At 44.6% G+C, this 18058-nt stretch carries 18 protein-coding genes and 2 pseudogenes; 2 read left to right on the forward strand and 18 right to left on the reverse strand.

Annotated features, from left to right (window positions below):
• Positions 1-70 precede the first annotated feature (70 nt).
• From splB to KY305_RS06620, 13 genes are all read right to left on the reverse strand, one after another.
• On the reverse strand, positions 71-1099 hold the full coding sequence (gene splB, locus KY305_RS06560; RefSeq protein WP_223061859.1) for a spore photoproduct lyase: 1029 nt from the start codon (positions 1097-1099) through the stop codon (positions 71-73).
• 85 nt (positions 1100-1184) lie between these two features.
• Complete coding sequence (splA, locus tag KY305_RS06565; RefSeq protein ID WP_223061860.1) at positions 1185-1424, reverse strand: splAB operon transcriptional regulator SplA; 240 nt, start codon at positions 1422-1424, stop codon at positions 1185-1187.
• A gap of 88 nt (positions 1425-1512) precedes the next feature.
• Positions 1513-3228: a phosphoenolpyruvate--protein phosphotransferase gene (gene ptsP, locus KY305_RS06570; RefSeq protein ID WP_223061861.1), complete on the reverse strand. Its 1716-nt coding sequence runs from the start codon at positions 3226-3228 to the stop codon at positions 1513-1515.
• The gene (locus tag KY305_RS06575; RefSeq protein ID WP_043857399.1) at positions 3228-3494 is read right to left on the reverse strand and encodes a phosphocarrier protein HPr; all 267 of its coding nucleotides are present in this window, start codon (positions 3492-3494) and stop codon (positions 3228-3230) included. Before KY305_RS06575 ends, ptsP begins: the two co-directional genes overlap by 1 nt.
• 96 nt (positions 3495-3590) lie before the next feature.
• On the reverse strand, positions 3591-5687 hold the full coding sequence (ptsG, locus tag KY305_RS06580) for a glucose-specific PTS transporter subunit IIBC (RefSeq protein ID WP_223061862.1): 2097 nt from the start codon (positions 5685-5687) through the stop codon (positions 3591-3593).
• Positions 5688-5918: 231 nt separating this feature from the next.
• Positions 5919-6785, reverse strand: a complete 867-nt coding sequence (glcT, locus tag KY305_RS06585) for a glucose PTS transporter transcription antiterminator GlcT (RefSeq protein ID WP_223061863.1) — start codon at positions 6783-6785, stop codon at positions 5919-5921.
• A gap of 50 nt (positions 6786-6835) precedes the next feature.
• Complete coding sequence (locus KY305_RS06590; RefSeq protein ID WP_223061864.1) at positions 6836-7798, reverse strand: LacI family DNA-binding transcriptional regulator; 963 nt, start codon at positions 7796-7798, stop codon at positions 6836-6838.
• Positions 7799-8079: 281 nt separating this feature from the next.
• Entirely contained in the window at positions 8080-9174 is a 1095-nt protein-coding gene (locus KY305_RS06595; RefSeq protein ID WP_223061865.1) for a M24 family metallopeptidase, read from the reverse strand.
• 109 nt (positions 9175-9283) lie between these two features.
• Complete coding sequence (locus KY305_RS06600) at positions 9284-11197, reverse strand: heavy metal translocating P-type ATPase (RefSeq protein WP_223061866.1); 1914 nt, start codon at positions 11195-11197, stop codon at positions 9284-9286.
• A 238-nt stretch (positions 11198-11435) separates the two neighbouring features.
• Positions 11436-11927 (reverse strand): endospore biogenesis thiol-disulfide oxidoreductase StoA, encoded by a 492-nt coding sequence (stoA, locus tag KY305_RS06605; RefSeq protein WP_223061867.1) that lies wholly within the window; start codon positions 11925-11927, stop codon positions 11436-11438.
• Between the two features lie 62 nt (positions 11928-11989).
• Entirely contained in the window at positions 11990-13327 is a 1338-nt protein-coding gene (locus tag KY305_RS06610; protein WP_223061868.1) for a polysaccharide biosynthesis protein, read from the reverse strand.
• Between the two features lie 114 nt (positions 13328-13441).
• A complete protein-coding gene (locus KY305_RS06615; protein ID WP_223061869.1) occupies positions 13442-14065 on the reverse strand; it encodes a cell wall hydrolase in 624 nt (207 codons plus the stop codon).
• A gap of 274 nt (positions 14066-14339) precedes the next feature.
• Positions 14340-14534, reverse strand: a complete 195-nt coding sequence (locus KY305_RS06620) for a hypothetical protein (RefSeq protein ID WP_223061870.1) — start codon at positions 14532-14534, stop codon at positions 14340-14342.
• Between the two features lie 162 nt (positions 14535-14696).
• Here KY305_RS06620 and KY305_RS06625 point away from each other — a divergent pair, with 162 nt between their 5' ends.
• The gene (locus KY305_RS06625) at positions 14697-14882 is read left to right on the forward strand and encodes a YkvS family protein (protein ID WP_214799694.1); all 186 of its coding nucleotides are present in this window, start codon (positions 14697-14699) and stop codon (positions 14880-14882) included.
• An 80-nt stretch (positions 14883-14962) separates the two neighbouring features.
• On the opposite strand, the gene KY305_RS06630 is transcribed toward KY305_RS06625, so the two are convergent.
• The 5 genes and pseudogenes from KY305_RS06630 to KY305_RS06645 all read right to left on the reverse strand — a co-directional run bounded on the left by KY305_RS06630 (position 14963) and on the right by KY305_RS06645 (position 17145).
• Positions 14963-15238, reverse strand: coding sequence for a DUF3219 family protein (locus KY305_RS06630; RefSeq protein WP_223061871.1), 276 nt, complete (start codon positions 15236-15238; stop codon positions 14963-14965).
• 347 nt (positions 15239-15585) lie between these two features.
• Positions 15586-15690, reverse strand: a pseudogene (locus KY305_RS06635) (preQ(1) synthase); the annotation flags it as partial.
• Between the two features lie 256 nt (positions 15691-15946).
• Positions 15947-16192: a hypothetical protein gene (locus KY305_RS06640; RefSeq protein ID WP_262417616.1), complete on the reverse strand. Its 246-nt coding sequence runs from the start codon at positions 16190-16192 to the stop codon at positions 15947-15949.
• Between the two features lie 156 nt (positions 16193-16348).
• Positions 16349-16483 carry a hypothetical protein gene (locus tag KY305_RS19930; RefSeq protein ID WP_262417617.1) on the reverse strand — a complete coding sequence of 45 codons (135 nt, stop codon included), beginning with the start codon at positions 16481-16483 and terminating at the stop codon, positions 16349-16351.
• Positions 16484-16827: 344 nt separating this feature from the next.
• Entirely contained in the window at positions 16828-17145 is a 318-nt protein-coding gene (locus KY305_RS06645; protein WP_223061872.1) for a DUF1433 domain-containing protein, read from the reverse strand.
• Between the two features lie 57 nt (positions 17146-17202).
• Here KY305_RS06645 and KY305_RS06650 point away from each other — a divergent pair.
• Positions 17203-18058: pseudogene (locus KY305_RS06650) on the forward strand (lipase); the annotation flags it as partial.

Genomic DNA, 18058 nt, shown 5'->3' on the forward strand with positions numbered 1-18058 from the left:
ACGCCCGTTGTAAACGGCTTAAATCGTATTCATGAAAACAAAAAAGGGCTGTCCCGCTGACAGCCCGCTTTTACGTAAAATATTCGATTTTCGCCTTCGGAAAATAGGTTTCAATATAAGACTCGAGCGTTTCCCGCAGAGCATGCTCTTCATCCTTTTGATAGATGTACTTGCCGATTCCGTAGCGTCCCCACTTGTACCTGCGTTTTTCTTCATCAAGCTCAAGCTTTGATTTCGGATAGTTTTTTTCAATCACCCGTTTTGCCGGTTTCGTAAAACGATGCTGAATCAATTCAAACGTGATATCATGCCGTACATCCTCATCTAATGCGGCGTCCAGCTTTTTAAATAACTCCTTATAGCCTTCTTCCCAGCCTTCATGAATATAAATCGGAGCGACGATGAAACCGAGCGGATAGCCTGCTTTAGCAATCTTTACAGCCGCTTCTATCCGTTTATCGAGCGGGGATGTTCCGGGTTCAAAGTTTTTGATCACATAATCCGCATTGATGCTGAATCTGAACCTTGTTTTTCCATTATGCTTGGCGTCCAGCAAGTGATCAACATGATGGAACTTTGTCACAAATCTGAGCTTTCCCAACTCGCTTTGGCCGAAATGCTCAATTGCTCTTTTTAACGTATGGGTCAGGTGGTCGATACCTACGATGTCTGACGTACATGAGGCTTCAAACCTTGTAAATTCCGGAGCCCGTTCTTTCATATATTCATCTGCCTGGTCCAAAATTTCCTCGACATTAACATACGTACGGATATAAGGCTTTGACCCCATCGTTGTCTGTAAATAACAGTAGTGGCAATGCCCCATACAGCCTGTTGCAAACGGAATTGCATATTCGGCTGATGGTTTAGAAGAATCGAATTTTAACGTTTTACGGACGCCGATGACTAATGTTGATTTCGCGTTCCTGTACTGCTGCAGATGGTTTTTTCCCGGAATATTCCGAACTTGATTGTGCGATGTCGTTTCTCTAATTTCTAGTCCCATATTTTCGAACTTATTTTTTAACTCTTGTCCTAACGGGTATTCCAGCGCTCTCGGTTCGATATAAACAAGCTGCGGAACAAACGGCTTCAGCATGGAATGACACTCCCTTTTTACGTATTCTCATATGGTTACTTTTCGCTAAAGGGGAGCGGATATGTGTTGTAAACATTTCCTTCACTTATTGATATTGATTATCGTCAAAAAGCTCATGATACAGCGCTTCAGCTTCTTCGTAAGTAGAAAAGACAGCATCGTCCTCTGCGAGCGGGTGATAGGTTTCGTATAAAAACAGTGACAGTTCCCCCTCGTGATACGGGTGATGGACGATTTCCGCCTCTTTAATATGGGCAACATTGGCGGCATGCGGATTGCGGTAAATCACATAGACCGTATCTCCCGCCCCAAACGGTTTTGTCATTGTAATCCCTCCTGTTGAAGGTTATTGTTCCCTCCTTCTTTTCGAATATGAAAAAAACCAGACGGATTCATGTCCGTCTGGTTTTCTATTACTTATTGAAAGTTTCTTTTACGAACGCAACAACTTCTTCTGTCGTGCTCATAGATAAGATTTTTTCTTTAAATGACTGAGCTTCTTTTTTAGAAAGCTTGCTGATCTGCGTTCTTGCCGGAAGGATGGAAGTTGCACTCATTGAGAACTCATCCAAGCCAAGGCCGAGAAGAATCGGAATCGCAATTTCGTCTCCCGCCATTTCTCCGCACATACCGACCCACTTGCCCTCTTTGTGAGCGGCTTCGATCACAAGGGTGATGAGGCGGAGAATCGCTGGATTGTATGGCTGATACAGATAAGCAACACGCTCGTTCATACGGTCAGCAGCCATCGTGTATTGGATCAAGTCATTTGTTCCGATACTGAAGAAATCAACTTCTTTAGCAAACTGATCTGCGATGACGGCTGTTGACGGAATCTCTACCATCATACCGACTTCAATGTCGTCAGAAACCGTTACGCCGGCTTTCACGAGTTTTTCTTTTTCTTCAAGAAGAATCGCTTTTGCCTCTTTAAACTCGTTTACTGTCGCAATCATCGGGAACATGATTTTTAAGTTTCCGTATGTACTTGCACGAAGCAGCGCACGAAGCTGAGTTCTGAAAATCTCTTGCTCTTCAAGGCAAAGACGGATCGCTCTGTAGCCTAAGAACGGGTTCATTTCTTTCGGCAGCTGCAGGTAAGGAAGCTCTTTGTCGCCGCCGATATCCAATGTCCGTACGACAACTGATTTTCCTTCCATGCGCTCCAGAACTGTTTTATAGGCGTCAAATTGCTCTTCTTCCGTCGGAAGCTGGTCGCGCCCCATGTAAAGGAATTCCGTACGGTAAAGCCCTACAGCTTCGCCGCCGTTTTCCAGAACGCCTTTTACATCATCAGGCGTACCGATGTTGGCTGCAAGCTCTACATGGTGGCCGTCTTTTGAAACAGTCGGTTCATTGACGAGCTTCGCCCACTCAGCTTTTTGCGCCAGATAAGCGTTATGCTTTTCTTCATATTGTTTTACGATTTCAGCTGCCGGATCAATGATGACATCGCCATTGATTCCGTCAACGATAACCGTAACACCGTTTTCAATTGTGCCAGTAGCCGCTTTTGTACCGACGACAGCCGGGATTTCAAGCGAACGGGCCATGATCGCGGAATGTGAAGTACGGCCGCCGATATCAGTCGTAAATCCTTTTACAAACTCACGGTTTAATTGCGCCGTGTCAGACGGTGTCAAGTCTTCAGCCACGATAATAACCTCTTCTGAGATCATGCTCGGGTTTGGTATTTCAACGCCCAGCAGGTGTCCTGTCACACGTTTTGTCACGTCGCGGATATCAGCCGCACGCTCTTTCATGTACTCGTTATCCATTGATTCAAACATTGTAACGAACATGGAAGCTGTTTCTTTTAAAGCGAATTCAGCACTGACTGATTCTGAGCTGATTTTTTCTTTCACTGGGTTTAACAGCTCAGGATCGCTCAGAACTAAAAGGTGAGCGGAGAAAATGTCTGCTTTGTCTTGTCCCAGTTCTTTTAAAGCATGCTCTTTAATTTTTTCCAGCTCTTCTTTAGAACGTACAATCGCTTCTTCAAAACGGCTTACTTCCGCTTCAGCGTCAGCAATGTTTTTCTTTTCAACCGTTAAGTCCGGCTCTTCAAGCCGGTATGCTTTTGCAATTGCAATTCCGGCTGAAGCTCCTATTCCTTTTAATTCTTGCATTACTCGCCGAGTCCTTCGCTTTTCATTGTTTCTTCTAAAGCGTTAAGAGCGTCGTTTTCGTCTGCGCCGGAAGCAGAGATTGTGATTTCAGCGCCTTTCGCGATACCTAAAGACATAACACCCATAATAGACTTAAGGTTTACTGTTTTTCCGTTATATTCCAAATTGATGTCAGCGTCATATTTGCTTGCAGTTTGTACAAGAACAGTCGCAGGACGAGCGTGGATTCCAGAATCTGCAGTTACTTTAAATGTTTTTTGTGCCATGTTTATCATTCTCCTTTAAATTAAAGCTATTTTACTACACAATATTATATCATACAGCCGTACTTGTCATCTGACAAGCACGGCGTATTTATATGCTTATTTGCCGATTTTCACGATGTCTTTTTGTTCTCTTTTTACTGAACCTTCAGCTGAAATGGCGATCGTTTCACCTTCAGCCAGGTTTGTAAATACAATCGGTGTCATCAGTGACGGCACTTTAGGTTTCACCGCTTCAAGATCGACTTCCAGAAGCTTTTGACCCGGTTCAACGCGGTCTCCTTCAGATACAAAAGAAGTAAACCCTTCGCCTTTGAGGCTGACTGTGTCGATACCGAAATGGATCAGTATCTCTTTGCCGCCGTCAGACTGCAGGCCGATCGCATGTTTTGTCGGGAAAACATTTAATACTTTTCCGCGAACAGGCGATACCACAGTACCTTCTTCTGGAAGAATCGCAAATCCGTCACCCATCATTTTTCCTGAGAATACTTGGTCAGGCACATCGGTAATCGGATGAATTTCACCGGTGATCGGAGAAGCGAACACTTCTTCACCCTGCTCATTTTGGAGCGGTTCGGCGATAACTTCCTCAACCTGCTGGCTGACTTCTTCTTGTGCGGATACTTTCGGATCAGGGCGCGGCGTGCGTCCCGCAATAATATCCTGCATTTGCGTTTTTAAACCGTCAGAGCGCGGGCCGAAAATGGCTTGAATGTTGTTTCCGACTTCAAGAACGCCTGAGGCGCCAAGCTGTTTCAGACGGGCCTTATCCACTTTCTTCTGGTCGTTGACCGTAACGCGAAGTCTCGTGATACAAGCGTCAAGGTGCTTAATGTTTTCCTGATCACCCATTGCCTGCAGGATTTCATAAGGAAGGTCGCCGGCTTCGCCTGAGGCGCCCGCTCCTTCATCCGCAGCCTCTTCTTCACGGCCCGGCGTTTTCAGATTGAACTTCCTGATCGCAAACCGGAAACCGAAGTAGTAAATGACGGCTAACCCTAAGCCGACCGGAATAACAAGCCACCAAGCCGTCCGGTTAGGCAGAATTCCGAACAGGAAGTAGTCAATCAGACCGCCTGAGAAGGTCATACCGATTTTTACATGCAACAGCTGCATGACCATAAAGGAAAGCCCCGCGAATACGCAGTGAATCGCAAACAGGATAGGAGCCACAAACAGGAATGAGAATTCAAGCGGCTCGGTAATACCCGTTAAGAAACTTGTCAATGCGGCAGAACCCATGATTCCGGCAACAAGTTTTTTCTTTTCCGGCTTCGCTTCATGATAGATTGCAAGTGCTGCCGCAGGAAGCCCGAACATCATGAACGGATATTTACCTGTCATAAATGTTCCTGCTGTCAGCTGAACGCCGTCTTTAATCTGCGCCATGAAAATCCGCTGATCCCCGCGGATGATATCGCCCGCCGCATCTTTGTAGCTGAAAAATTCATACCAAAACGGCGAGTAGAAAATGTGATGCAGACCGAACGGAATCAAGGACCGTTCAATCATTCCGAAAATAAAGGCAGCCAAGGTTGGATTCGCTTCCACAAGTCCCGTTGAGAAGGAATTCAAACCGTGCTGAATCGGAGGCCAGATCACTAACATAATAAGACCGAGAATTAATGCGGAAATTGATGTGATAATCGGAACGAAACGCTTACCCGCAAAAAATCCGAGATATTGCGGAAGTTCAATTTTATAAAATTTGTTGAACAATAACGCGGCCAGCACCCCGACGATAATACCGCCGAACACGCCCGTCGCCAAAGTAGGAATCCCCAGCATGTTAATATAGGCCGGATGATTTTCCGCAAAGAACTTTGCCCGTTCAATTTTGTCGGACGGAATGCTTCCGTTAGCCATAAGCACAGCACTCATGGATACGTTCATCACCAAGTATCCGATAATTGCTGCGATTCCGGCAACGCCGTCTCCGTTTGCAAGACCGATCGCAACCCCTACTGCAAATAGAAGCGGCAGGTTGTCAAACACGATTTGACCGGCGCTTTCCATGACGTTCGCCACAAGCTGGACGCCATCATTGCTTAGGAAATGCATTACTTGAATCATATCTTTGTTCTGCATGGCATTTCCAAGCGCGAGCAAAATCCCCGCAGCCGGTAAAATCGCAACCGGAAGCATAAGAGCACGGCCAATTTTCTGGAGAACGCCGAATAATGCTTTAAACATAAAGAATGTACCTCCTCTATTAGCTAGTTTGACCTTACAGCGAAAATTCATGACAACGAATTCATAGGCGCAAGTCTTCAGTTTAACCGTTTACATTTGCCCTTTTACACAACAAAAAAGGCATGAGTAAAAAAGGGTGTGCAAAATAACGGGAACGCTCTTCCCGTTTTTTACCCTCAATCACTCATGCCTGATCGAATCAGTAACACGTTTTTAAAGGCTGAACTGAAATTATGAAATTTTATTGGTTAATCGGTACAGATGAAGCGTGAGATAAACCGCTTCCGCCTCATGAACTGGTTTTTTCAGCATCTGCTGTAAGATTTTTATCAGTTTCCAAGCAGTATTGTAGCATAGCGGATATTCATTTTTCAATAATAACATTAACTTTTCTGGTTCTTTTGTCGGCTCTTCCCGCTTAATCCTGTCAATGGTAAATCTGATGTGCCGGATCAGCCGCAAATAGTGCACGCTTTCTTTATCCACTTTCATTTGAAAAGAGTCCTCAATAACCTGCACGAGCCGGGCCATCAGCTGGGAATGCTGGTTCACCTCCGACAGAGGGCGGTTCGTCAGGGATGAATGAATATGAAGGGCGATAAAGCCGATTTCTCCTTCCGGAAGACAGATCCCCGTCTTTTCATTAATCAGGCCGACGACTTCACGGGCAATTTGAAATTCTTCAGGATAAAGTGATTCCGTTTCCATCAGAAACGGATTTTTGATATCAAAACCCTGCTGCAATCGCTTAACCGCAAAGGCGATATGATCCGTCAGCGCAATATGAATATGCTCATTTAATGAGTGGTTTGTCCGCTTTTTGATATGATAAATGACGTCATTGGAGATGTCGACAAGTGTTTCGTCCACATAACCGAGGAGCTTTTTAAATTGTTTTTGTTCTTTTTCATCCTTTAAGATGAACATCTTGTCATAGCCTTTATCTTCAATGACATCCGCTTGTTTTTTTCCAAAGCCGATCCCTTTTCCGATTAAAACGACCTCACTGTATCTATCATGGGTTGCAATAAGCACATTGTTATTTAATACCTTTTCAACTGTAAAGGACCCATTCATGATCCTCAGCTCCTTTGTCATTCAATACCTCATATCGTACAAAACGAACGGAAAGCGCGTCAATTCTTTTTTTATACGGTCGACCTTTCAATGAGGCGGTATTCAAGAACCTTCTTTGCAGCGGGCTGTCCTCTGATGCTTTTCTCCAGCATGCGAAAGGCCTGCTTTCCCATTTCTTTCGTCTGAATATCAATGGTCGAAATACCGAGCAACCGGCTGATTTCATGATTATCAATGCTTAAAATGGCGACATCTTCGGGTATGCGGGCGCCGTGAGCCCTTGCTTCAAGGTAAAAGCCTGCTGATACTTGATCATTTGCGGCAAAAAGCGCAGTCGGTTTGTCACGCCACTTTTTCCATTTATGAAAAAGCGCTTTACCGTCAAGCATCGTGATCACCTTTTCAACAACCCAGTTCTCCCGATAAGGCTGCCCGATGTCTTTCAGCGCTTCCTTATAAGCCGCGATACGGACTTGGCTGTTCATCCCTTTCTTCCTTGCCAGGCAGATTGCTATTTTTTCGTGGCCTCTTTCTATTAAGTAGTTCATTCCGTGCCGAAATGCTTCTTGATGCGGAATGCTGATTGAGGAAAACCCGGCGGCATCTGCCTGGCAAAGCAGGATCGGGCCTTTCGTGCCGAGCAGTTGCTCATCGGAAATCGCTTTTGAGCAGAAAATCAGGCCGTCCACCTGGCGCTCCTGTAATTGAGATAAGGCAAAAACTTCTTTTTCAGGCTGATAATCAGTCTGGTACAAAGAGAGATGGACGCCCGATGCTTCGGCAGCGTCTGCAATGCCTGCGATCAGGTCTGCGAAATACGGCAGATGAATGGACGGAAGCACCACTCCGATCATATTGGAAAAACCCTTAGATAAATGTACGGCATGGATATTGCGCGTATATCCGAGAGATTCCATCGCTTTTTTCACTTTCAATCTTTTTTCTTCACTTACATACGGATGGTCGTTTAATACCCTTGATACAGTCGTAACGGAAACACCAGCCGCGCTGGCAATGTCTCTGATCGTAGCCACTGCGCTCCCCTTTCTTTTTCCCTTGCTCTGGAATGCGTTTCATACATTAAGATAAAACAAAACACTTTTACTCAGCTTGAAAGGAGAAGAAAAGCGATGGGTATCTTTTGTTTGCTCGGGTTGTGTCTGGCTGTTCTTGGCGGCAGCTTCCTTGCTTTAAAGCCGCTTAAGCAAAAGCATGACATAAAACCGTTTCGGAATTTTGATGATTTTTTTATTTAATACGGGGAATAAAAAAGGACTCTGTGATGAAAAGTCCTTTTTTATCACAAAACGGCTTTCTATTTTAAGATCGTTAATTCCTTCGGATAACGCGTTAATGCTTCAGCACCGTCTTTAGTGACAAGTACGTCATCTTCAATGCGCACGCCTCCGACTTCCGGCACGTAAATGCCCGGTTCGATCGTGTAAACCATTCCTTCTGTCAGCAGCGTATCATTTGTGCGGCTCATTGAAGGATATTCGTGAACCGAAATACCGAGCCCGTGGCCGAGCCGGTGCGGGAAAAAGTCTCCGTATCCCGCTTTTTCTATAATGCCGCGGGCTTTTAAATCAAGGTCACCGATTCTGACGCCCGGTTTGCTTAACTGAAGCGCCTCTTGTTCCGCCCGCAGCACCGTTTGGTAAATCTCTTCTTGCTTCGGGCTGATTGATTGGTATGCAAATGTTCTCGTAATGTCTGAACAATAGCCGTCAAGGATGACGCCTAAATCGAACAGGACGAAATCACCTTTTTTCAAACGGTCTGCCCCCGGATTGCCGTGGGGCTGGCCTGACTTTTCTCCGAACAGCACCATTGTCGAGAAAGACATGCCCTGTACGCCTTTTTTCTTCAGCTCAAACTCGATTTGCGCAAGAACCTCCGTTTCACTGACTCCTTCTTTAAGCGCTGCAACACCGACTTCAACACCGTAATCTGCAAGTTTTGCCGCTTCCCGGAGAATGCTGATTTCTTTCTCATCTTTCACTAGACGGAATTGGTTGAGCGTTTCTTCCGCGGAAACAAACTCAGCGCCGCCTGCAGCCTGCTTGAGTTTTTCTGAACGGGAAAGAGAAATCGAATCCTTTTCTACCGCGATGGAATGCATCCGGACGTCACGTTTCGCAAGCTCGGCTTGTACCATCTCCCATGGATCCTCATGATCTCCGTAACCGATGATGTCATGCTCCCATCCGGCGCTGCGGGCTTGGCCGGCTTCCATTCCCGGGCAGATGAAAAATGGCTCCTGATCCTGAAAAAGAAACAATCCCATTAGCCGCTCATGCGGGTCCGTATAAAAACCCGTTAAATAAAATACGTTTTCCTTTGTATGTATAAACGCCGCCTCATGCCCTTCTTTTTTCAGCCAGGACGAAATCCGTTCTAATCTGTTCATTCCTTTTTCCTCCTTACCATTAGTGACTCTTCTCCCATTCTATCAGTTTTTTGCTGATTTTGCTTTTCATGGCCATTAAAAAACAGCCGCCTTTCGGGCAGCTGTTTTTTTATTTCAATAATCGCAATCCGTTTAAGATGACCAAAATCGTACTTCCTTCATGGCCGATAACACCAAAAGGAAGCTCCATGACCTGCAAAAAATTAGCGCAGATCAACAGGCATATGACTGTCAGTGAGAAAACGATATTCTGCTTAATGATGCGGTTCATTTTTCTGGAAAGCCGGCACATTTTCACAAGTTTATGCAAATCGTTTTGCATAAGGACCAAGTCGGCTGTTTCCAATGCGACGTCCGTGCCGCCGCCCATCGCGATGCCGACGTCAGAAGTTTTTAAAGCCGGCGCGTCATTAATGCCGTCTCCTACCATCGCAATCGTTCCGTATGTTTTTTTAAGTTTTTTAATTTCTTCTACCTTCTGATCGGGCAGACATTCTGCGACAACCGTCGTCATGCCTGCTTCTTTAGCGATGGCAGCCGCTGTTTCCGGGTGGTCGCCTGTAAGCATGGCGGTTTTGATTCCGAGTGCTTCAAGCTCCTCCATAACCGCTTTTGCTTCAGGCCGAATTTGATCTTTCAAGGCAATGCAGCCCGCTATCCGTTCATTTTTTTTAATAAAAACAAGCGTATAGCCTTTATCGTTCAAACCTTTTCCCGTCTTTTCCAAAAATGCAGCGGCCAGATCTTCACCGATGAATCCGGCTTTTCCGATCATCCATTTGGCTCCTGAAACGTCGGCTTGAACACCGAAACCGGACGTTTCGTCAATCGATGTATAGCCTGCGTGCGCGGCGCCGCGGCTCTCAGCAAATTCCGCTATCGCTTTGGCAAGCGGGTGGCTTGATTGCTTTTCAATCGCATAAACCGCTTCTAATACTTCATCTTCATTTACATCTTCCGCAGCTTGGAACGCTTCGACCGCCGGCTGTCCTTTTGTAACTGTACCGGTTTTGTCAAAAGCAATCATTTTGACGCTTCCCAGCTGCTCTAAAAATACGCTCCCCTTTACCAATAAACCGTTGCGCGCCCCGTTAGAAATAAGCGAAAGCGCCGCAGGCATGATGGAAGCAACAAGTGCGCACGGAGAGGCCACAACCATAAATACCATCGCCCGGTAAAAGGTTTCACTCCAGCTCCAGCCTAAAGCGAAATGAGGAACAAATAAAAGCAATGCGACCGCAAAAAGCACGCATTTCACATAGACGTTTTCAAATCGTTCAATAAACGCCTGGGCCGGCGACACACTGTTTTGCGCCGCTTCCACAAGCCTGATAATTTTTCTGAATAAGGAATGTTCATTTGATTTAGTGACACGTACCGTTAATGAACCGTTTCTGTTCACTGTGCCTGTATAGACGGCATCTCCGGCTGTCTTTTCCACCGGCATCGCTTCCCCGGTGAGCGCAGACTCATCCAGACTCGTTGAGCCGGATTCAATGATACCGTCGGCTGCTACGCGTTCGCCAGGCTTTATGACAATCATGTCACCGACTTTAATATCAGCGGCCGGAATCCGTTTTTCTTTACCGCCCACAAGCAGGCTCGCTTCCTCCGGCTCAAGTTTCATTAAGGATGTTAAATCCCGGCTGCTTTTGTTCATCGTGTATGTCTCTAATGCGCCGCTTAATGAAAAAATAAATATGAGGACAGCTCCTTCCGCCCAATACCCGATAAGAGCAGAACCGACAGCTGCAAAAATCATTAGCAGCTCGACATTTAACGCCTTTGTCTCCAGTGTATCCAGAATACCTTCTTTCGCTTTCGCAAATCCGCCGATCAGGAAGGCAAGTATATACAGGGAGACGGACAGACTTTTTGTTTCGCTGAAAAACCAGCCCGCCAGAATGAGGACGCCGGATACGAGGGCTGCGATCAGCTCAGCATGCTGAAGCCACTTTTTCTCAGGCCGTTCTTCTTGTATTGGCTGCTGTGAATTGGTTTGGGTCATTACTTGTTCATTCATTATAGATTCTCCTCTCTAATTGAGAACGCAAATCATCTTCATTTCTCTGATAAAAGCAAAACGGCTGCCTCACAGGCAGCGCTCTTACTGCAATATCGCAGTGTTTTCTTTATTATAGCACGACGGCGGAAGATTTCAATTATAATTGTTTTAATTTCTTTATGATAATAATTATCATTAGCATCTCTTCTGCTTTTCATTATATGCAAAAAAAGCCGAGAGGAAATCCTCTCAGCTTTTATTGTTCTGACCATTTTTTTAACTGTGCTGCCGTCATCGGGCCGACGACCGTTTTTTCAATTTCTCCTTTTTCATTCAGCAGAAACGAAGTCGGAATTGTAATGATACGGTATTCCTTCATCAGCTCGCCTCTGGAATCGAGAACGATCGGGAATGTAAGATGGTGTTGGTTTATGAAGCTTTGAACGGCCTGCTTGTTTTGCTCCGCGTTTACCAGGTTAACCGTCACAAGGCTCACTTGATCAGAATGATGGTTTTCATAATACGTTTGAAACTGGGGCAGTTCTTTTTTGCATGGAGGACACCATGACGTCCAGAAATGCAAAATCGTTTTCCGGCCTTTATGCGGGATCGAAATATCGTCTCCTTCAATCGTTTTCATCATAAAGACTGCAGGAACAGCCTGTTTTCCGGCGGCTTTTGCCTCAGGCATCCAGGCTGCGGCAAGTATGAAAAGAGCTGCACATACAATAAGGCGATTTTTCAGCATATGATCTTCCTTTCATGCGTTTCAGATAGCTTGCCCTTCCTTATTGAAATGTATCAGCTTTTTCAGCTTTCGATGCGAGGCGATCTGCCCCCGCCTGTAAGAAATACAGACACACCAAGCTCTTTGCAAATCGTCGTGTAATGCAAGCTTGTTAAGAGAATCATCCCCGTATTCATTCCGAGAATAATGCCGAGCATTTGCAGATTCGGCATGGAACCAAGCACATACATCATCGTCAGCGCAACAATATGGCTCCACACGTTATGGAAAAAAGCCGTTTTCACATGGCCGATTCCGATCAGGCAAGCCTGAAACGGCATAACAAACAGGTGAAAAAGAAAGTACGGCCATAACAGCTGCAAATAAACCTGCGCTTCCGGAGATTGAAAAAAAAGATGGGTCAGCGGGCCGGCGAATTGAAACATCACCCAAACTGCCGGAATGCCGTAGCCGAATGTAATAAAAATCGACTGCCTCAGCCGTTTCAATACAATATCATATTGAGAAAGCGCGTACGCTTCAGAAATACTCGGGATCATCACGACCATTAATGAATGGGCGATAAACGCGGGAAACGAACCGATCGTTACCGCTACCCCGGCAAGCATGCCGTATTGATCAATCGCAGCTGTTCCGGCAGCCCCCGCCGCCAAAAGCGCCGCTTTCACCAGAAAAGGTTCAATAGCATTGGTCACGGCATGAAAAATGCGCAATCCCGTTGTCGGAATCGAAACGGCCAACAGACGTTTCCGCACATCCCTTCCGCGCAGATGGATATGCTGCTGGCCGGAAATCGCCCTCCGCGCTAAAATAAACTGCGTATACAGGTAAACAAACACCACGAGATCGCTTGCGACAAGCACAAACAATGAAATGAGCACCGCCATGTCAATTTCAAAAGAGTACCATTGAAAAAATACAAACAGACACAGCACTTGAATGATTTTTTTCAGGACATTCGCAACAGCGATTTTCCCCATCTGCTGCACACCCATAAAATAACCTCTGGCGATGGATGTGAAAGCCACAATGGGAATCAGGCCGATAACAATTCCTTTGATAAAAGGATGATACGTATCAAATACAGGAATAAACGGCAGCGCGATGCTGGCAGCGGCGGTCGAAAAAGCGGTAAATATGGCGGTCATTCGGAAAGCATGCCGGAGCATGCTTTCATGCAGCTTTTGGTTTGATTCAGCAATAAATTTTGAAATTGAGATTGGAAGCTCGAGACTTGCTATAACGATAATCAAAAAAATGGTGGGCAGAATACTCATATAAAGCCCCATTCCATGCTCGCCAAGCTCCCGCGCCAATATCATATTCACTACAAATTCCAGGCATTCAGCGAAAAAGGCGGCAATGGATAAAAGGATAATCCCTTTCACAAATCGATTCATGCTGTCTCTCCTTGTCTCTCGTTCTTCCACCATCATATGAGACAAGTTCTGAAAATATTTTCGATTTCTTAAAATTGAAAAAAAGCATAGCCGGGATTTTTCATCCCGCTATGCTTATACGGCAAATACGTGTCTGCCGATTCTTTCGATGATTTTTCTGGAACGGATCCAGTGGTCAGAAGCTGTTTTCGGATTGTAGAAGTACAATGCCTTTGTATCTCTGCCCTGGTTTTCCACCGCCTCTTTTACCGCTGCAATGGAATCCTTATCCGGTTTTTGATTAATACTTCCGTTCGATACCGGCTCAAATGCGTTCCTTTGATAAATAACGCCCCGAATGGTGTCCGGAAAGCCGTGCTTCTCGGTACGGTTCAGCACTACGCTTGCCACAGCCACTTTCCCTTTATAAGACTCGCCTTTCGCTTCTGCGTGAACGAGACGGGACAGAAGTTCTCTGTCAGCTTGGGAATAAACCTTTTTAGACGGATGATACTCAGCCGGCTCCGGCTTGGCTTTTTTCTTTGTATGCGTTGACAGCTTGATCACATTGATTGAATGCTTTTGATCAGCATCTGCCAGCTTTGGAACGGCGCTATTTCGTTTTATATGATTAACCAATGAAGTGCCTTCTTGCTTTGGCTTCTTTGTTAAACTAACTAGAGCTTGTGTATGTTCAATTTTTGTTGCAGGCATAAAACAAAGAAAAAAGACAGCCAAGGCAGCAAATTTTGTCGTCATACGATTTCCTCCTTAAAATACTTCACTACCTTAACAAGAGCAGCACTCAAATTCACGGTTAAAGATTTTCCAGTTCTCCCAAACAGCTATTATGCTGGAAGATGTTCTATAACGGCCTTGTTATTGCCAAGAAAACAGCTGTGATTCACATAAAAATAGCCAAATAGTTGTAAAAACATCCATCGGAGGGAGTTTACAATTTGTTTACATCTGTTACAGGGAGATGAAGTCAGCATCTGAAAATAAAAAAAAGACTCCTCACATGGAGGGGTCCTCAGCTTCTTGGCTGTTCTAAATATTGGAATACGACATCTCCGCCTTGCTGGGCAATGCCGCGAAAATGCTTAAAATCTTCCTGCTTTGATAACACAGCCCGAAATGCAAGAAAGTGTTCTTTTTGCACCCTGAATTCCGGGATTTCCCCGGTGCGGATTTGATTGATACGTTCTGTAATTTCTTCCGGCAGCAACAAAAACAGCCCCCTTTTTCTGCTTATTAACGAAAAACAATATACCATCTTTGCCGCGTCCGGACAATGAATAAGCGGAACAATACCCATATTGCTTTACTTCTTAAAGAAAATACTGCAAAATATTTTCAAACAGGAATTATGATAAAGGAGAGGAAGCTCGTGAAAATTGCAAAGGTTGGAAACGTCATTGAATTTAAAAACGGATTAACCGGTATTGTTGAAAAGGTAAATGAAAATTCCGTCATCGTTGATGTAACCATCATGGATAATTATCGTGATCTTGAATTAGATTCCCTCACTGTCGTTAATCATAAAAACTATAAAATCATCAAAGACTCCATTTAACCCCCCGCACGCAACCCGAACACTTTACATATCCCGCACGCTTTTCAAAAGCTGCCGCCCGGCAGCTTTTTCACATGAAGTCAAACCTCAGTCAGCTCAATAAAAAAGTCCCCGGTCTTACCTTCCCGATAAAGGTTTGTCATCGATGTATAATAATTGGTGATTTCACCGCGGAAATCGAGACCCCGCTCAGGAGCCTGCACCTCGAATGTTTTTTCATACAGAAGGACGGCGATATCAGGATATGCTTCACTGGTTACCTTTAATACAAATGAAATGACACGGCCGCTTTGGCCCGTCCCTTCTTTACAGTTATACATATCCAGCCTTACACCGTTTAAAAGCAGCGGCTCCATGATGTTCACTCCTTCTTTTTACAGGACATGCTATCACGCCGCTGACCGATTTACAATTGATCTGTTTGCCGATAATGAATAATTTAAGTGAAGGCATTTACAAACGTATGTTCCTATTTTATAATAAAACAGACGAGCTGCCATCCAGCACCCGTCACGTGATGTAGCGGCGAGTACAATCCCCCGGGTTTACTCGTCTTTTTTCAAAGCAAAATTCTTTTTATCCAAGGGATGCAGCTTGAAACTCGGAGCTTCGTATTGCATTATTACGATTCCCTATCATTTAGACTGTCCAGTAAAAACTATACAAAAATCCCCCGCCTGAAAAGACAGGGGCCTTTAGATCATTAACGATTATCAATCGTCTCCGGATACATATCATGATTCATCATACGATGCTCAGCCATTTGTTCATACTTCGTTCCCGGTCTGCCGTAGTTTGTGTATGGATGCGTATATACTTCGGAAAATGGACAAAAAAATAGCAGAGTATCGCCAACTGCCCTGCTCGAATCCGTTCAATTTAAGTCCTCCGGTTAACTAGTTGCATGATATATGACCGCCACTTTTCGTTTTGGCTGTCCTCTCCCGATTGCCGTACGCGAGTTGCCGCTCGCCCGGATCATTGGGCATTCATTTAAAAGAACATCCGCATGAACTGCGCGACACTCATATCTGCCATTTTCCGGCCATCAAGCCGAGTTAATGCTATGTATTAGGAAATTCAAAAACAAATGCTTTCGGATGTTTGTCGTCGTATAGGTGGTATCCATCATGCAACTTCGTTAGGCCCTTCTCATCGTAAGCCGCAAATCGGCCCCCGCCCATACTATTGAAGTCAAACAAGGCTACTGTATCCGCTGCGATAAGGCAGGCGTCGTTTATTTCCGTATAAGAAAATTCCACCGCGCCATGTCGAACTAAACGTACTTTTTCCGGCTTGAATGATGTCATGCTGGCAGCACCTCCTGCTCACCAAAAAGTTCAAGTGCCGCAGTGACACTAATTTCCCCGCAGCCAGAGCATGCTCGCCGAGATACTTGCGGCAAGAGCACGTAAAAATCCTCTGGTTTCAAATTGACATACCTATCACTTCCGGCCGCATACACATTAAACCACCCGACTATTGTGCGTAGCCGCCCCCTTTCCGTACTTACCTGCTAAGAACAGCATAAGCTCAACCGCTGACATTGCTGCGATTTCTTCTAAACTCGGAATGCGGCCGTTTTTCGATATTGAATACATTACATTTTCGCTTATTTCGGAATGCCAGCCGATTTCCGGACCGTAAGAACCTTCATAATTTCGGACATATTGAACGCATAGCAAATGCCTTAGACATTGAAGATATAAACGAGTTTAATCGAGGTAGAAGGAGAGAATCATGCTGTTTGAAGGAGAAAAACAAGAATGGCTACTCTTTAGAGAGAGGAATTTATAGGTTAGAGTATTCGAGGCTAATAATACATCCGAAGCATACGCGACAATAGCAGGTAAAGGTACGCATGCAGTTCACGGACTAGAAAAATGGTCCACGATATCCGATGCAATAGAAGGAATCATACAAAAATAGACGCCATTTAGGCGTCTTAAGATTTTTCATCCGCATCCACTGAGGAGCTTCCTATTTTGTCACCATTAGGATCATATAAGCCGTCAAATTCTTTAGTTTTATCGCCATTAAGGTATCCCTCAACCGTAATTCCACCAGTTGGATCAATAAAATAATCATCATAATAAGAAATTTTCTCTATACCCTTGTATTCACTATGAAGGTACTCTGTCATTTTAGTTTTAGCTTTTTCGAAAAGAGCATTTTCTTCCTTTTTCACATTATATTGATGCTTCATAATCATTCCCCCAACGGTTATAATTAACAATAGTAGAATAATAAGGTATTTTTTCAAAAAAAGATCATCCCTTTCCCTTCATTATTTTACATGACAAGAAAGGTGTTGTATATCTTGAGCAAGAAAATTAGGACTTCAAGCCTTACGGATGAAACATATTATAGGATGAGTCAACGTGCTTATAACTATGATTATCTCAAAAAGAAATTAAAGAACAACGATTATATACGTATCAATTCTTCCATTTCAAATCCTACTTACTGGTATGTTGACCGAATAAAATCAGACGATGACACAGGACTTGATGCGGCTGTATTAGTACAAGCAGAAAAGAAAAACGGCAAATGGGTTAAAACAAAAAATCCCGAAAATGTTGTAGTATCTTTTGCAGGAACAGATCTCGGTAAGGACCCGATCAATGACGGTGTAAAAGCTGATGGAAGTAACGTTGTTTTCGGAAGCGACCCAAAAAAAGAAGCCCATTTTATTGTTAAAAAGGACGCCAAGGACACGTCTAAAACTCTCGGGAAATATAACGGAACTCCCTCCCAAGACGCAATGCTAACAACAGGAGAATATAAACTCATTACGAAAACGTCCCAAATCGACCAAGCAGACCAGCTCGTTAAGGAAGTGAAGAAAAAGTATACCGGAACGTCAACGATTGTTTCAACAACCGGTCACTCACTCGGCGGCGCTGAGGCGGAATACAGCTCGGTTAATAATGATATCTATGCAGTAGCGTTTAACAGTCCTTCTGTTGTTAAACTGCATGATGAGGCTAAACAGAAAGAAATCAACAGCGGCATATACGATTCTTACATACGATCAATCATCAATCCGGACGACATGGTTGGGGCAGGTTATTGGAACGAATATGACCGGCACAATGGGACAACGATTTATACGAAAAACCCCTCGCTCTCGCAGTTCAGCCGAAAGGAGCGGCTTAATGGAACACTGTCCGAAC

Source organism: Bacillus sp. YC2 (assembly GCF_019891195.1).
GTDB lineage: Bacteria > Bacillota > Bacilli > Bacillales > Bacillaceae > Bacillus.

Excerpts from the sequence above, each read along its gene's own strand:
- KY305_RS06640 (WP_262417616.1), bottom strand. The coding sequence starts at position 16,192 with ATGACATCATTCAAGCCGGAAAAAGTACGTTTAGTTCGACATGGCGCG.
- splA (WP_223061860.1), bottom strand. The coding sequence starts at position 1,424 with ATGACAAAACCGTTTGGGGCGGGAGATACGGTCTATGTGATTTACCGC.
- KY305_RS06600 (WP_223061866.1), bottom strand. The coding sequence starts at position 11,197 with ATGAATGAACAAGTAATGACCCAAACCAATTCACAGCAGCCAATACAA.
- KY305_RS06615 (WP_223061869.1), bottom strand. The coding sequence starts at position 14,065 with ATGACGACAAAATTTGCTGCCTTGGCTGTCTTTTTTCTTTGTTTTATG.
- KY305_RS06595 (WP_223061865.1), bottom strand. The coding sequence starts at position 9,174 with ATGAACAGATTAGAACGGATTTCGTCCTGGCTGAAAAAAGAAGGGCAT.
- ptsG (WP_223061862.1), bottom strand. The coding sequence starts at position 5,687 with ATGTTTAAAGCATTATTCGGCGTTCTCCAGAAAATTGGCCGTGCTCTT.
- glcT (WP_223061863.1), bottom strand. The coding sequence starts at position 6,785 with ATGACAAAGGAGCTGAGGATCATGAATGGGTCCTTTACAGTTGAAAAG.
- ptsP (WP_223061861.1), bottom strand. The coding sequence starts at position 3,228 with ATGCAAGAATTAAAAGGAATAGGAGCTTCAGCCGGAATTGCAATTGCA.
- splB (WP_223061859.1), bottom strand. The coding sequence starts at position 1,099 with ATGCTGAAGCCGTTTGTTCCGCAGCTTGTTTATATCGAACCGAGAGCG.
- KY305_RS06610 (WP_223061868.1), bottom strand. The coding sequence starts at position 13,327 with ATGAATCGATTTGTGAAAGGGATTATCCTTTTATCCATTGCCGCCTTT.
- KY305_RS06630 (WP_223061871.1), bottom strand. The coding sequence starts at position 15,238 with ATGGAGCCGCTGCTTTTAAACGGTGTAAGGCTGGATATGTATAACTGT.
- stoA (WP_223061867.1), bottom strand. The coding sequence starts at position 11,927 with ATGCTGAAAAATCGCCTTATTGTATGTGCAGCTCTTTTCATACTTGCC.
- KY305_RS06575 (WP_043857399.1), bottom strand. The coding sequence starts at position 3,494 with ATGGCACAAAAAACATTTAAAGTAACTGCAGATTCTGGAATCCACGCT.
- KY305_RS19930 (WP_262417617.1), bottom strand. The coding sequence starts at position 16,483 with ATGTATTCAATATCGAAAAACGGCCGCATTCCGAGTTTAGAAGAAATC.